13 protein-coding genes are annotated in these 13,921 nt (G+C 65.7%); 8 read left to right on the forward strand and 5 right to left on the reverse strand.

Translation table 11 applies throughout. The annotated features are described in order from the left end of the window. Positions 1 to 23 precede the first annotated feature (23 nt). Positions 24 to 1,037, forward strand: coding sequence for a zinc-binding alcohol dehydrogenase family protein (locus tag NRG23_RS15720; protein ID WP_257375042.1), 1,014 nt, complete (start codon positions 24 to 26; stop codon positions 1,035 to 1,037). Between the two features lie 147 nt (positions 1,038 to 1,184). Beyond that, the gene (locus NRG23_RS15725; protein WP_009046812.1) at positions 1,185 to 1,364 is read left to right on the forward strand and encodes a hypothetical protein; all 180 of its coding nucleotides are present in this window, start codon (positions 1,185 to 1,187) and stop codon (positions 1,362 to 1,364) included. Here the strand turns inward: NRG23_RS15725 and NRG23_RS15730 are convergent, their stop codons facing one another. Then, complete coding sequence (locus NRG23_RS15730) at positions 1,365 to 2,561, reverse strand: multidrug effflux MFS transporter (protein ID WP_016703800.1); 1,197 nt, start codon at positions 2,559 to 2,561, stop codon at positions 1,365 to 1,367. Positions 2,562 to 2,668: 107 nt separating this feature from the next. After that, entirely contained in the window at positions 2,669 to 2,866 is a 198-nt protein-coding gene (locus NRG23_RS15735) for a heavy-metal-associated domain-containing protein (RefSeq protein WP_007923288.1), read from the reverse strand. Between the two features lie 148 nt (positions 2,867 to 3,014). Between NRG23_RS15735 and NRG23_RS15740 the strand changes: the two genes are divergently transcribed. The 3 genes from NRG23_RS15740 (at position 3,015) to cueR (ending at position 6,357) form a co-directional block, all read left to right on the forward strand. Continuing rightward, positions 3,015 to 3,398 (forward strand): hypothetical protein, encoded by a 384-nt coding sequence (locus NRG23_RS15740; RefSeq protein WP_009046810.1) that lies wholly within the window; start codon positions 3,015 to 3,017, stop codon positions 3,396 to 3,398. A 164-nt stretch (positions 3,399 to 3,562) separates the two neighbouring features. Further along, positions 3,563 to 5,959: a heavy metal translocating P-type ATPase gene (locus tag NRG23_RS15745; protein WP_110176085.1), complete on the forward strand. Its 2,397-nt coding sequence runs from the start codon at positions 3,563 to 3,565 to the stop codon at positions 5,957 to 5,959. Then, entirely contained in the window at positions 5,956 to 6,357 is a 402-nt protein-coding gene (gene cueR / locus NRG23_RS15750; RefSeq protein WP_016703798.1) for a Cu(I)-responsive transcriptional regulator, read from the forward strand. Before NRG23_RS15745 ends, cueR begins: the two co-directional genes overlap by 4 nt. 172 nt (positions 6,358 to 6,529) lie before the next feature. On the opposite strand, the gene NRG23_RS15755 is transcribed toward cueR, so the two are convergent. Beyond that, complete coding sequence (locus tag NRG23_RS15755; protein ID WP_009046807.1) at positions 6,530 to 7,426, reverse strand: PA4780 family RIO1-like protein kinase; 897 nt, start codon at positions 7,424 to 7,426, stop codon at positions 6,530 to 6,532. Between the two features lie 236 nt (positions 7,427 to 7,662). After that, positions 7,663 to 8,940 carry an acetyl-CoA C-acetyltransferase gene (locus NRG23_RS15760; RefSeq protein WP_016703797.1) on the reverse strand — a complete coding sequence of 426 codons (1,278 nt, stop codon included), beginning with the start codon at positions 8,938 to 8,940 and terminating at the stop codon, positions 7,663 to 7,665. Between the two features lie 273 nt (positions 8,941 to 9,213). On the opposite strand from NRG23_RS15760, the gene NRG23_RS15765 reads away from it, so the two are divergent. Then, entirely contained in the window at positions 9,214 to 10,566 is a 1,353-nt protein-coding gene (locus NRG23_RS15765) for a 3-oxoacyl-ACP reductase (RefSeq protein ID WP_016703796.1), read from the forward strand. A 2-nt stretch (positions 10,567 to 10,568) separates the two neighbouring features. Continuing rightward, on the forward strand, positions 10,569 to 11,423 hold the full coding sequence (locus NRG23_RS15770) for a MaoC/PaaZ C-terminal domain-containing protein (protein ID WP_041988640.1): 855 nt from the start codon (positions 10,569 to 10,571) through the stop codon (positions 11,421 to 11,423). Positions 11,424 to 11,430: 7 nt separating this feature from the next. On the opposite strand, the gene NRG23_RS15775 is transcribed toward NRG23_RS15770, so the two are convergent. Continuing rightward, positions 11,431 to 11,880, reverse strand: a complete 450-nt coding sequence (locus NRG23_RS15775; RefSeq protein WP_016703794.1) for a DMT family transporter — start codon at positions 11,878 to 11,880, stop codon at positions 11,431 to 11,433. A 373-nt stretch (positions 11,881 to 12,253) separates the two neighbouring features. Between NRG23_RS15775 and NRG23_RS15780 the strand changes: the two genes are divergently transcribed. After that, the gene (locus NRG23_RS15780) at positions 12,254 to 13,888 is read left to right on the forward strand and encodes a collagen-like triple helix repeat-containing protein (RefSeq protein ID WP_016703793.1); all 1,635 of its coding nucleotides are present in this window, start codon (positions 12,254 to 12,256) and stop codon (positions 13,886 to 13,888) included. Positions 13,889 to 13,921: the final 33 nt, after the last annotated feature.

Raw genomic sequence — 13,921 nt, forward strand, 5'->3', positions numbered from 1 at the left:
TATCTTCATCAGGAAAACTCACCATGAAAGCCATCGCCTACTACGCCTCCCTGCCGATCAACGATCCCCTGTCCCTGCAAGACATCGAACTGCCGGAACCGGTCGCCGGCCCGCGCGACCTGCTGGTGGAAGTCAAAGCCATCTCGGTCAACCCGGTGGACACCAAGGTCCGCCAGAACGTCCAGCCTGAAGGCGGCGCCGCCAAGGTGCTGGGCTGGGACGTGGCCGGGGTGGTCAAGGCGGTGGGCAGCGAAGTCAGCCTGTTCAAGGCCGGCGACAAGGTGTTCTACGCCGGCTCGATCGCCCGCGCCGGTGGCAACAGTGAACTGCATGTGGTGGACGAACGCATCGTCGGCCATATGCCCAAGAGCCTGGGTTTCGCCGAAGCCGCCGCCCTGCCGCTGACCGCGATCACCGCCTGGGAACTGCTGTTCGAGCGCCTGCAGATCGCCGAAGGCCAGGCCGATCGGCAGCAGAGCCTGTTGATCGTCGGCGCGGCCGGCGGTGTGGGTTCGATCCTCACCCAACTGGCCAGCCAGCTCACCGGCCTCAAGGTCATAGGCACCGCCTCACGCGTTGAAACCCAGGGCTGGGTGCGCGAGCTCGGCGCCGACCTGGTGATCGACCACAGCCAGCCATTGAGCCAGGAGCTGAAGAAGGCCGGCCAGGCCAGCGTCACCCATGTCGCCAGCCTGACCCAGACCGACGCGCACCTGGACGAACTGGTCGAGGCGCTCGCGCCCCAGGGCCGGCTGGCGCTGATCGACGATCCGAAAACCCTCGACGTGACCAAGCTCAAGCGCAAGAGCCTGTCGCTGCACTGGGAGTTCATGTACACCCGCTCGCTGTTCGAGACCGCGGACATGCAGGAGCAGCACAAGCTGCTCAATCGCGTCGCCGAGCTGATCGACGCCGGCACCCTGAAGACCACCCTCGGCGAACACTTCGGCGCGATCAACGCGGCCAACCTGCGGCGCGCTCACGCCTTGCTGGAAAGCGGCAAGGCCAAGGGCAAGATCGTGCTGGAAGGGTTCTGAAGCAGGGAGCGGACGGCAGTCCTGCCGGCTCCGGAAAGGGGCAGGATGCCGTCAGTCCGAGAGTTGATCCTTGTCATACTTGTGACCGTATTCGGGTCTACACTGGGGGCCCTTGCAGTGCAAATCTTTTACCCGAGGAGGTCAGCAATGAAGATCCTGATAAAAGAATTGGCAAAATCCAAAGGCTCCCAATGGCAGGTTCAACTCGACCAGCATGCGGTGACCTTCCGCAGCGAGGCCGAAGCCCGAGCCTTCGCCAATACCCTGGAAACGCGTCTGCACGCTCCCCATCGATTCCCCGAAAGCCAACAGCGCGCCGCCGGCTGATTACAGCTGGGCGGCTTGCAGCGCCCTGGCGTTCTGCAATTTCCGGGTGACCATCGCCAGCGTCACCACCAGAATCCCACACAGGCTGATGACCGTTGCCATCGGCACGGCGCTGCCGTCGTGCAGCACACCCACCAGCGCCGCGGCGCCGGCCGCCACGCTGAACTGCAGGCAGCCGAGCATCGCCGAGGCACTGCCGGCCCGTGCGCCCTGACCGTTCATGGCGCAGGCCGAGGCATTGGGAAGGATGCAACCCAGGCTGGCGATGCAAATGAACAGCGGCAGCAGCAGCGGCCAGAGTTGTGCCGGGTGCAACGAACTGACGGCAAGCAGCGCCAGGCCACCCAGCAGGTAGATCCACACCGTGCGTGCCAGCAGGAACGCCGGGCCGCGCTTGGCCAGCAACCGTGCATTGATCTGCGCCACCAGGATGAAACCGCCGGCGTTGATCCCGAAGAACCAGCCGAAATGCTCGGCCGGCACACCGTAGAGCTTGATGAAGACGAAAGGCGAACCGGCGATGTAGGCGAACATCCCGGCGATGGCGATGCCCCCGGTCAGGGCATGGCCGAGAAACACCCGGTCAGCCAGCAACCGGCCGTACTGGCGCAAGGCGCCGGACAACGGCTGGCGCGGCACATGGGCCGGCAGGCTTTCCGGCAAGCCCAGGGCTACCGCCAGGCCGGCCAGGGCGCTGAACAGGGTCAGCATGATGAAGATCGACTGCCAGCCGTAGAGATTCACCAGCAGGCCGCCGAGCATCGGCGCGAGGATCGGCGCCAGGCCCATGACCAGCATCAGCTGGGAAAACACCTTGGCCGAACCCACTGCGTCGCACTTGTCGCTGACCACCGCCCGGGAAATCACCATGCCAGCGCAGCCGCCCAGTGCCTGGACGAAGCGCGCACCGATCAGCCATTCCAGGTTCGGCGCGTAGGCGCAGGCCAGGGACGCCAGGGTGAACAGCCCCACCCCGGCCAGCAACGGGATGCGCCGGCCAAAGCGGTCGGCCACAGGGCCGTAGGCCAGCTGGCCGATGGACAGGCCGAGGAAGTAGGCCGCCAGGGTCAGCTGGACGTGTTTTTCATCGGTGCCAAAGGCCAGCGCCATCGCCGGGAACGCCGGCAGATAGAAGTCGATGGCCAGAGGACCGAAGGCGCTCAGGGCGCCGAGAATCAGGATTGTGCGAAGGTTCATCAGGCATCCAGGTGCGGGTCGGTCGGCAGCCCGACAGTTTATCCGCGCTTGGAGGCCTTGAACATTCCGATAGGTCGCTAACTATTAAAAAGACCGGTTAAATCCGCTCAAGCCAGCTTGACCGCATAGCCTTCTTCGCTGATCAGGCTGATCACCTCGTCGGCGGACAAGCGGCTTTCCACACCCACTTCCCTGGCCCCGAGATCGACCTTGACGCTGGCCGCCGGATCCTTGCTCTGCACCGCCTGAGTGATGGCCCGGACGCAGTGACCGCAGGACATACCTTCGACATTGAACACTTGCATGACGCTTCTCCTGTTGTGAGGGTTATCGCCAGTCTTGGCCTTGCCACCATGGCAAGGTCAAGTTCCGGATACATCTGCCGGGCTGGCAATAGTCCACGCGCTCGGCCAAGCTTCACCCCTCAACGACACGACACTAGGAGATTCAGCCATGCGCTGGTCGGTTATCAGCCTGTTCAGCCTCCTCGGCCTGATCGCGGCCACCCCTTCGGTCAATGCCGCCGGCGAGGACTACGGCGTCCTGATCATTTCCCGGGAACGGCTGGAAGTCGCCACGTCCTGCGAAATCGGCCTGTACATCGAGGACCAGTTGGCGGGCCGGCTGTTCCAGGAACAAGCCACGTCCTTCAACCTGCCGCCGGGCAAAGTCTCGCTGCGCCTGAAACTGCTGCCGGGGCAGATGCCGGGCTGCAACCCGGGCATGCTCGCGCCAAGCTCCCAGGACATCAGCCTCAAGGCCGGCGACGTACTGAAGTTCCGCATCGCCATGAGCCCATCGGGCCTGCAGCTCCAGCGCACCGGCCTGGGATATTGAGGCACCGGATCGTCGCCTGCGCCCTTTGCCTCCCCGGAACCGGCACGGGCGACGATCCAGGTTTACCCCCCGAGACAGATTGAAGCACCCCGCACCATGGCGCTTGACCTTGCCAGCATGGCAAGGTTGATCCTGTAGATCACCGTTTACAGGGAGTGTCAGTGATGTCCGAATCAACCACTTTTGACCTGCCGATTGCCGGCATGACCTGCGCCAGCTGCGCCGGGCGTGTGGAACGCGCCTTGAGCAAGGTCGCCGGCGCCATGGCTGTCAGCGTCAACCTCGCCACCGAACAGGCCCGCGTCCAGGCGCCCAGCGACAGCCTGCCGGCGCTGATGGCCGCGGTGCAGGATGCCGGCTACAGCGTGCCGGCCCACAGCCTGGAACTGAATATCGGCGGCATGACCTGCGCCTCCTGCGTCGGCCGCGTGGAACGCGCGCTGAGCAAGGTGGCCGGGGTCACCCGGGTCAGCGTCAACCTGGCCAACGAACGCGCGCACGTCGATCTGCTGGGCCAGGTCGATAGCGCCGACTTGATCGCCGCCGTCGACAAGGCCGGCTACTCCGCCACCCTGTGGCAGGCCGAACACCCCGAGCGCGACGATCAGCAACAACGCCTGCAGCGCGAACGCTGGTCCCTGGTGCTGGCGATCCTGCTGGCCCTGCCGCTGGTACTGCCCATGGTGGTGCAACCCTTTGGCCTGCACTGGATGCTGCCGGCCTGGGCGCAGTTCGTCCTGGCCACGCCGGTGCAATTCATCTTCGGTGCGCGTTTTTATGTCGCCGCCTGGAAAGCCGTGCGCGCCGGTGCCGGCAACATGGACTTGCTGGTGGCCCTGGGCACCAGCGCCGGTTACGGCTTGAGCCTGTACCAATGGGCCATCACCCCCGCCGGCGGCATGCCGCACCTGTACTTCGAGGCCTCGGCCGTGGTGATCGCCCTGGTGCTGCTGGGCAAGTACCTGGAAAGCCGCGCCAAGCGCCAGACCGCCAGCGCCATCCGTGCCCTTGAAGCCTTGCGCCCGGAGCGGGCGATCCTGGTCGTCGATGGCCGTGAGCGGGACGTGGCGATCAGCGCCCTGCGCCTGAACGACCTGGTGCTGGTCAAGCCCGGCGAGCGCTTCCCGGTGGACGGCGAAGTGGTCGAAGGCCAGAGCCATGCCGACGAGGCCCTGATCAGCGGCGAAAGCCTGCCGGTGCCGAAACAGCCCGGCGACCCGGTCACCGGTGGCGCCATCAACGGCGAAGGCCGGCTGCTGGTGCGGACCCTGGCCCTCGGCGCGGAAACCGTTCTGGCGCGCATCATCCGCCTGGTGGAAGACGCCCAGGCCGGCAAGGCGCCGATCCAGAAGCTGGTGGACCGGGTCAGCCAGGTGTTCGTGCCGACGGTACTGGTGCTGGCCCTGGCAACGCTGATCGGCTGGTGGCTGTATGGCGCGCCGCTGGAAACCGCGCTGATCAATGCGGTCGCGGTGCTGGTCATCGCCTGTCCCTGCGCGCTGGGGCTGGCCACGCCGACCGCGATCATGGCCGGTACCGGCGTCGCCGCCCGCCACGGGATCCTGATCAAGGACGCCGAAGCCCTGGAGCGCGCCCATGAAGTCAGCACCGTGGTCTTCGACAAGACCGGCACCCTGACTTCCGGCACGCCACGCATCGCCCATCTGGATGCGGTCGATGGCAACGAAGACCACCTGCTGCAATTGGCTGGCGCCCTGCAACGCGGCAGCGAGCACCCGCTGGCCAAGGCCGTTCTCGACCTGTGCGCCGAACGCCAGTTGGCGGTGGCCGACGTCAGCGCCAGCCAGTCCCTGACCGGCCGCGGCATCGCCGGCACCCTGGACGGCCGCCAACTGGCCCTGGGCAACCGGCGCCTGTTGGAAGAAAGCGGCCTGCAGGCCGGCGACCTGGCGGCCTCGGCCCAGGCCTGGGAAACCGAAGGCCGCACCCTGTCCTGGCTGATCGAACAACAGCCGCAACCCCGCGTACTGGGCCTGTTCGCCTTTGGCGACACCCTCAAGCCCGGCGCCCTGCAAGCGGTACGACAACTGGGTGCGCGCCATATCGGCAGCCACCTGCTGACCGGCGACAACCGCGGCAGCGCCAAGGTGGTCGCCGAGGCCCTGGGCATCACCAACGTGCACGCCGAAGTGCTGCCCGCCGACAAGGCCGCCACGGTCGCCGAACTGAAAAAGACCGGCGTGGTGGCGATGGTCGGCGACGGCATCAACGACGCCCCGGCCCTGGCCGCCGCCGATATCGGCATTGCCATGGGCGGCGGGACCGATGTGGCGATGCACGCGGCGGGGATCACCCTGATGCGCGGCGACCCGCGCCTGGTGCCGGCGGCCCTGGAGATCAGCCGCAAGACCTACGCGAAGATCCGCCAGAACCTGTTCTGGGCCTTCGTCTACAACCTGATCGGCATTCCGCTGGCGGCGTTCGGCCTGCTCAACCCGGTGCTGGCCGGGGCGGCCATGGCGTTGTCCAGCGTCAGCGTGGTGAGCAATGCGCTACTGTTGAAAACCTGGAAACCCAAAGACCTGGAGGACGCCCGATGAACATCGGCCAAGCAGCCCGCAAGAGCGGCCTGAGCGCCAAGATGATCCGCTACTACGAGTCCATCGGCCTGCTCAGGCCGGCCCATCGCAGCGACAGCGGCTACCGCCTGTACGGTGACGACGACCTGCACAGCCTGGCCTTTATCAAGCGCTCGCGGGACCTGGGCTTTTCCCTGGAGGAAGTGGGCAAGCTGCTGACCCTGTGGCAGGACCGCCAGCGCGCCAGCGCCGATGTCAAAGCCCTGGCCCGCCAGCACATCGACGAGCTCAACCGGAAAATCGCCGAGCTGGCCGGGCTGCGCGACACCCTGCAGGATCTGGTAAAGCACTGCCACGGCGACCATCGCCCGGATTGTCCGATTCTCAAGGACCTTGCTTCGGGCGGGTGCTGCGCGTGATGTAGCCGCTGCTGCAGGCTGTGATCGGTCTGGGCGGCATTCCGTGCGAAGAGGACGTGTTCTTCAAGATCGCTGGAAGGCTCTTCGAGCCTTATCGCAGCCTGCGGCAGCGGCTACGTGATTCACGGGCACAAAAAAATCCGGCTTTGGCCGGATTTTTTGTACCCGTGAATCACTGCATCCAGGGCGGAGGCGGTGGTTCCTCGGACTTGGTCGGTGGTGCGTCGTCAGCCATGCGCATGGCCTGGCGCCGCTCCTCGTCCAGGCGCGCCGCCTCGATCTCCCGCAGCACACCGCCGACATCCGCCAGTTCTTCCGGATCGTCGAACTCGCCGGTCAGCACGCTGCCCGGGTGCAGGGTGCCGGCTTCGTACAGCGCCCACATCTCCTTGGCGTAACGGGTGCGCTTGAGCTCCGGGGCAAACCGCCCGAAGTAGGAGGCCATGTTGCCGACATCCCGCTCCAGCATGCTGAAGGCGTGGTTGTTGCCCGCCGCGTCCACCGCCTGGGGCAGGTCGATGATCACCGGGCCATCGGGAGTCAGCAGCACGTTGAACTCGGACAGGTCACCGTGCACCAGGCCGGTACACAGCATCAGCACGATCTGGGAGATCAGGAAGGCGTGATATTCGCGGGCCTGATCCGGCTCCAGCACCACGTCGTTCAGGCGTGGCGCGGCATCGCCGTATTCATCCGCCACCAACTCCATCAGCAGCACGCCTTCGAGGAAGTCGAACGGCTTGGGCACCCGCACGCCGGCATTGGCCAGGCGGAACAGCGCCGCCACTTCGGCGTTCTGCCAGGCGTCTTCGGCCTCCTTGCGCCCGAACTTGGACCCCTTGGCCATCGCGCGAGCCTGACGGCTGTTGCGCACCTTGCGGCCTTCCTGATACTCGGCCGCCTGACGAAAACTTCGTTTGTTCGCCTCCTTGTAAACCTTGGCGCAACGTAATTCGTTGCCGCAGCGCACCACATAAACAGCTGCTTCTTTACCACTCATGAGTGGGCGCAGCACCTCGTCGACCAGACCGTCCTCGATCAGGGGTTCAATGCGTTTTGGAGTCTTCATCAGCTTTTATCAGGGGTCCTTTATTACCAAACACGCGAATGTCACTCGTTATACGGCAATCCTCGCACCACGGGGAGAGGTTACCGACCTGCGACAGTGCCAATGCACTCAATGTGCCAGGTCAACCCGTCATGCCGACACCCTCGACCGACCAGGATCATAGCCCACTGCTCGCCCTCTGCTCGTCGCGAGTGCTTCGCGCTCGATCGCGAGCAAGGGCTGCCCAACCCGGGCCCTCAGCGCTCGACAATCGCCGTCACGCCCTGGCCACCGGCGGCGCAGATCGAAATCAGGCCACGCCCCTTCCCCGCCACCTCCAGCAGCTTCGCCAGGTTGGCGACAATCCGCCCGCCGGTGGCGGCGAACGGATGCCCGGCCGCCAGCGAACTGCCTTTGACATTCAGCCGGCTGCGGTCGATGGAGCCCAAGGGCGCGTCCAGCCCCAGGCGGGTCTTGCAGTAACCCCCATCCTCCCAGGCCTTGAGCGTGCACAGCACCTGCGCGGCGAACGCTTCATGGATTTCGTAGTAGTCGAAGTCCTGCAGCGTCAGGCCGTTGCGCGCCAGCAAGCGCGGCACCGCGTAGACCGGAGCCATCAGCAGCCCTTCCGCGCCGTGGACGAAATCCACCGCCGCCGCTTCGCCGTCGCGCAAATAGGCGAGGATCGGCAAACCACGCTCCTTCGCCCATTCCTCGCTGCCCAACAGCACCAGGGACGCGCCATCGGTCAACGGCGTGGAGTTGCCCGCGGTCAGGGTGGCTTTGTCGCCGCGCTCGAACACCGGCTTCAACGACGCCAGCTTTTCCAGGGTCAGGTCCGGGCGCAGATTGTTGTCGCGGGTCAGGCCGAGGAAGGGGGTCATCAGATCGTCGTGCCAGCCCTCGGCATAGGCGGCGGCCATTTTCTGATGGCTCTCCAGCGCCAGTTGATCCTGCTCGTCGCGGGGGATGTTCCAGGTTTGCGCCATCAGCTCGCAGTGCTGGCCCATGGACAAGCCGGTACGCGGCTCGCCGTTGCGCGGCAGCTCCGGCTTGAGATGCCGGGGGCGCAGTTGCAGGAAGGTCATGAGCTTGTCGCCCAGGGTCTTGCCGCGGTTGGCCTGCAGCAGGATCTTGCGCAGCCCTTCATTGACCCCGATCGGCGCGTCCGAAGTGGTATCGACGCCGCCGGCGATACCGCAGTCGATCTGCCCCAGGGCGATCTTGTTGGCCACCAGCAACGCCGCTTCCAGGCCGGTGCCGCAGGCTTGCTGGATATCGTAGGCCGGGGTGGTCGGCGACAGCCGCGAGCCGAGTACGCATTCGCGGGTCAGGTTGAAATCCCGGGAATGCTTGAGCACCGCGCCGGCGGCCACCTCGCCCAGGCGCAGGCCGTGCAGGTTGTAGCGTTCGATCAGGCCTTCCAGGGCCGCGGTCAGCATGGCCTGGTTGCTCGCAGTGGCGTAAGGACCATTGGAACGGGCAAAGGGGATGCGGTTGCCGCCGATAATCGCAACACGACGCAGCTGAGTCATGGAAAGCTCCCTATTCTGTGAGTGGCACAACCGACAAGCGTAGGTTGTATATCGAACGACCGAAGGCCCTTCGTGGTCCACACCTTTGAACCCCAGCAATCAGGCTGTTTGAAACGTAGCGAGCGAAGGCAAGACAAGGCAAAAACAGGCGAGGAACGGCCGGGGTCGCGGACGACTTTAGGGGCCTAAATGAGCATTCCGAGCCTGTTTTTAACGCAGGATTGCGCGCGAAGCCCGCAGTAGTTTTCAGACAGCCTGAACGGAGAGTGTTCCATGTCAGATCGCTACATCGACTTCGCCAACTCGTCCATCGGCCACCGCCTGGTCGGGGCCCTTGGCCTGCCGTCGCCGGTGCGTCTGGAGCGCTGGCAGGCCGGCCGCATGCGTCCGGTCGAGGGGGCGCTGCTGATCGGCGGCGGCCCGCTCACCCAGCAGGTCGGCGTCATCGCCCCGCGGCTGACCGAGAGCATCTACAGCTACGGCACCGATCCGACCCTCGCCACGGCCTGGATTCCCGGCCACGGCCCCAGGCTCAAGGCCGTGGTATTCGACGCCAGCGATATCCTGCAGACCGACCAGCTCAAGCAGTTGCGCGAATTTTTCCAGCCGCTGATGAAGAACCTCGAGCCCAGCGCGCACCTGGTGATTCTCGGCCGCGCCCCGGAAACCCTCGGCGATCCGTTCGCCGCCAGCGCCCAGCGCGCCCTGGAGGGCTTCAGCCGTTCGCTGGCCAAGGAGCTGCGCAGCGGCGCCACCCTGCAATTGCTGTACGTCGGTGAGGGCGCCGAAAGCCAGCTGGAAGGCGCGCTGCGGTTCTTTCTCTCGCCGAAAAGCGCTTACATCTCCGGCCAGGCGATCCGCCTGAACCCCTGCGCGCCCCAGGTCCAGGACTGGACCCGGCCCCTGGCCGGCGCGCGGGCCCTGGTCACCGGCGCGGCGCGCGGCATTGGTGCGGCGATCGCCGAGACCCTGGCCCGGGATGGTGCCCAGGTGGTGCTGCTGGACGTGCCCGCCGCCAAGACCGATCTCGAAGCCCTGGCCGCGCGCCTGGGCGGCCACGCGATCACCCTGGATATCTGCGCCGAAGACGCCGCGACCCGGTTGGTGGAACAGTTGCCGGACGGCATCGATATCGTGGTGCATAACGCCGGCATCACCCGCGACAAGACCCTGGCCAACATGACCCCGGAGTTCTGGGACGCGGTGCTGGCGGTCAACCTCAACGCCCCGCAGGTGCTGACCCAGGCACTGCTGGACAGCGGCACCCTGCGCGACAACGGCCGGGTGATCCTGCTGGCGTCCATCAGCGGCATCGCCGGCAATCGCGGGCAGACCAACTATGCGGCGAGCAAGGCCGGGCTGATCGGCCTGGCCCAGGCCTGGGCACCGCTGTTGCAGGAGCGCGGCATCAGCATCAACGCCGTGGCCCCGGGTTTTATCGAGACCCAGATGACCGCGCACATTCCGTTCGCCCTGCGCGAAGCCGGGCGGCGCATGAGTTCGCTGGGGCAAGGTGGGTTGCCGCAGGACGTTGCCGAAGCCGTGGCCTGGCTCGGCCAGCCGGGCACCGGCGCGGTCACCGGGCAAGCGCTGCGCGTCTGTGGGCAAAGCGTATTGGGAGCCTGAACATGAGCCTGCAATGGAATGAGCTGGATACCCCGCCGAACCTGCCCAAGCTGTACTGGAAGGCCGCGACCCGCCGCAGGATCACCGGCACCGAGCTGCCTGAATATGGCCTGCGCCACCCGGTGAGCGTGCAGCCGGCGAAGCTTGCGGCCTATCGCCAGGTCTGCGGTTTTACCGAGAACGGCCTGCTGCCGCCGACCTATCCCCATGTGCTGGCGTTCGCCCTGCAGATGCAACTACTGACCGCCAAGGACTTTCCCTTTCCGCTGCTGGGGTTGATCCACCTGGCCAACCGCATTCGTGTGCTGCGGCCCATGGGTGGGGTCGGCAACTTGAGCATCGGCGTGCGTGTGGACAACTTGCAGCCCCATGCCAAAGGCGCGGTTTTCGATCTGCTGACCAGCGTCGACGACGCGCTCGGGCCCCTGTGGGAAGCGCAAAGCCGGATGCTCTGCCGGGGTGTGCAACTGCCGGGGGAAGCCGCGGCCGAAGAGCCGCCGAGCGAGGCCAGCCTCAGCGAGCTGACGCGCTGGCAAGCCCCCGCCGATATCGGCCGGCGTTACGCCCGGGTGTCCGGCGACTACAACCCGATTCACCTGAGCGCGGTGAGCGCCCGAATGTTCGGCTTCCCCCAGGCCATCGCCCACGGCCTGTGGAACAAGGCGCGGACTCTGGCGGCGTTGAGCGAGCATTTGCCGGCGGCCAATATCGAGATCGCCGTGGACTTCCGAAAGCCGGTGCGCCTGCCCAGCGAGGTGTGCCTGCTGGCAAGCGCCGCGGGGTCGAGCGGTGACCTGCGCCTGACCGGCGCGGGCGACCTGGAGCATATGAGCGGGCATTGGCAACCGTTGGACTGAGCCCGCCTCAACCGCGACGAATCAGGAACACCCCTGCCAGGATCAGCACCAGCCCGGCAATCTTGCCGAGGCTGATGGGCGCCTCGCGAAAACCCGCCCAACCGAAATGGTCCAGCGCCAGGGCCATGCCCAACTGCCCGGCGAGCACCAGGGCCATGAACAGCATGGCGCCGATCCGCGGGCCGGCGAAGGCCGCGGTGGCAATGAAAAACGCCCCCAGCAGACCGCCGCACCAGTGCCACCAGGTCAGGCTTTTCAAGGCACTCAGACCGGGCACTTCGCGCTGGGCCATGGCCAGGACCAGCAAGGCCACAGTACCGACAAAAAACGAGATCAGCGCCGCCGCCAGCACGCTGGAAACCTGCTTGGCCAATTGACCGTTGATTCCCGCTTGCAGGGGTAGGAAAGCACCGGCAATCACCGGCAGGCAAAGCAGCCACCAGACAGGGGCAGGCATAAAGTTTCTCCAAATAAAATCCAGGCTGCGGATTATAAGGCAAGTTGACGCCAAATCCGTGACGGCGCCGACAGACAATTAATTGTATATATATAACTTTCGTTCTAGCCCCCTGAAATTTCGCAAATAAAAAACACAAGATACTGATTAATAATGTTTTATTAAAAATATTTCCGCTCGCCACACCTTTGGTATTAGTCCCTCCGCAGGAGCAAAAACAGCTGATATATAAGTTGTTAATACCAAGTTGAGAATGGTGAAAAAAAGCCCTTGGACCTTTTATAGCGACAACGGACGAAAACATCTCCAGCAACAGAACTGGAGAGTTATCGAAAACAACAAAACGTTGTAACAGGTGCAAGGAATCTCACTCATGAAAACTCAAGTCTGGTTGAAAACAAGCACAGCACTGGCCCTGATCCTGGCCCTCGGCCTGACCGGCTGCAGCAGCGGCGGTGGCGGCCACAAGAGCAGCTCCGGCAGCTCCTCGCCTGACAGCGCGGCAGGTACCGACAGTGGTTCCGGCGGCTCCGGCGACGGTTCGGGTGGCGCAGGCGGAACCGGTGGAGGCACCGCAGGCACAGGCGGGACCGGCGGAATCGACGGTGGCACTGATGGTACAGGTGGGACCGGCGGCGGCACCGCAGGGACAGGCGGCACTGGCGGCACCGGAGGCACAGGTGGCGGCACCGGTGGAGGCGGCGGCACCGATCCGACCAACCCGACGAATCCGACCGACCCGACGACACCCACCACCACCCCGTTGGTCACCTCGACCCTGGTGTCCGACCTTGGCACCACCATCAGCGGCGTCGGCGACGGTGTCAGCACCCTCAGTAGCGCGCTGGCTCCGCTTCCGGTAGTCGGCGGGGTCCTGCAAAGCGCGGTGAACACCTCCGGCAATGTGGTCGACACCGTAGGCGATGGCCTGACCAATGGCCTCGGCCAACTGGGCAGCGATCCACAGGCCTTGAGCAAGACCACGGCCATAGTCGGCAACGTGGTGTCGGACGTCGGCGATGGCGTCTCGGACATCAGCGGCAAACTGGCCACCAGCACCAGCAGCATTCCCCTGGTGGGTGGCGTGGTCACCCGGGTGGCGCCGGTACTCGACGGCGTCGGCAGCAAGGTCAGCATGCTCGGCGACACCCTCACCACCGTGACCAGTGGCGGCCCCCTGGGGACAGTGACAGACAAGGTGGGCAACAACCTGCTGGTACCGGTCGTCACCCTGACAGAAGGCCTGACCGGTAAGGTGGGCAGCGCGACCGGCCTGGGTACCCCGGTCGACGGGCTGGTCAGCCGGGTCGGCAGCGTGGTCGACAGCCTGGGTAACAAAATCACCACCACCGGCGGCGGCAACCCGCTGACCAATACCCTCGGTGGCGCCCTGAACAACATCGGTACCACCGCCACCACGGCCGGCGGCCTGGCTACCACCAGCGGCTCGGGCACAGGTGGCGGCATCGGCGGCGCAGGCCTTCTGGAAACCGTCGGCGGTGCGGTGGTCAACCTGGGTAACGGCTTGAATGCGGGCAACACCAACACCCTGGTCAGTGCCGCGGGTGTCAGCGGTGCCTCGGTCGGCAACGTGGTGGCCTCGGTGGGTGGCGCCCTGGGCGGCACCGGTGTCGCCAATGTCGGCGCCACTGCGCCACTGGCCGGTGTCGGCGCCACGGTCGGTGCAGCGTTGAACCCGGTCACCACTACCGTCACCAGCCTGACCCAACAAGTCGGCGCCACAACCGGAGTGGGCACCCCCGTCGCCGGTCTGCTCACCCAGGTAGGCGGCGCCGTCAGCACGGTAGGCACCAGCATCACCGCCAGCGCCCCCAACCCTGTGGTGAGCACCGTCGGCCAGACCGTCAACACCGTCGGCGCTACCGTCGCCACGGTCGGCACCCTGGTCAACGGCGGCACCACCAGCGGCAGCGGGACCACAGGCACCACCGGCGTGCTGGGCGGTGTGCTCGGTGGCTTGACCGGAACCCTGGGCGGCAGCCGATAAGCGTTTTGCACCTGGCCGATTCGACGGCCCTAC

Origin of the sequence: Pseudomonas sp. T8 (assembly GCF_024610635.1) — a bacterium.
Classification (GTDB): domain Bacteria; phylum Pseudomonadota; class Gammaproteobacteria; order Pseudomonadales; family Pseudomonadaceae; genus Aquipseudomonas; species Aquipseudomonas chlororaphis_I.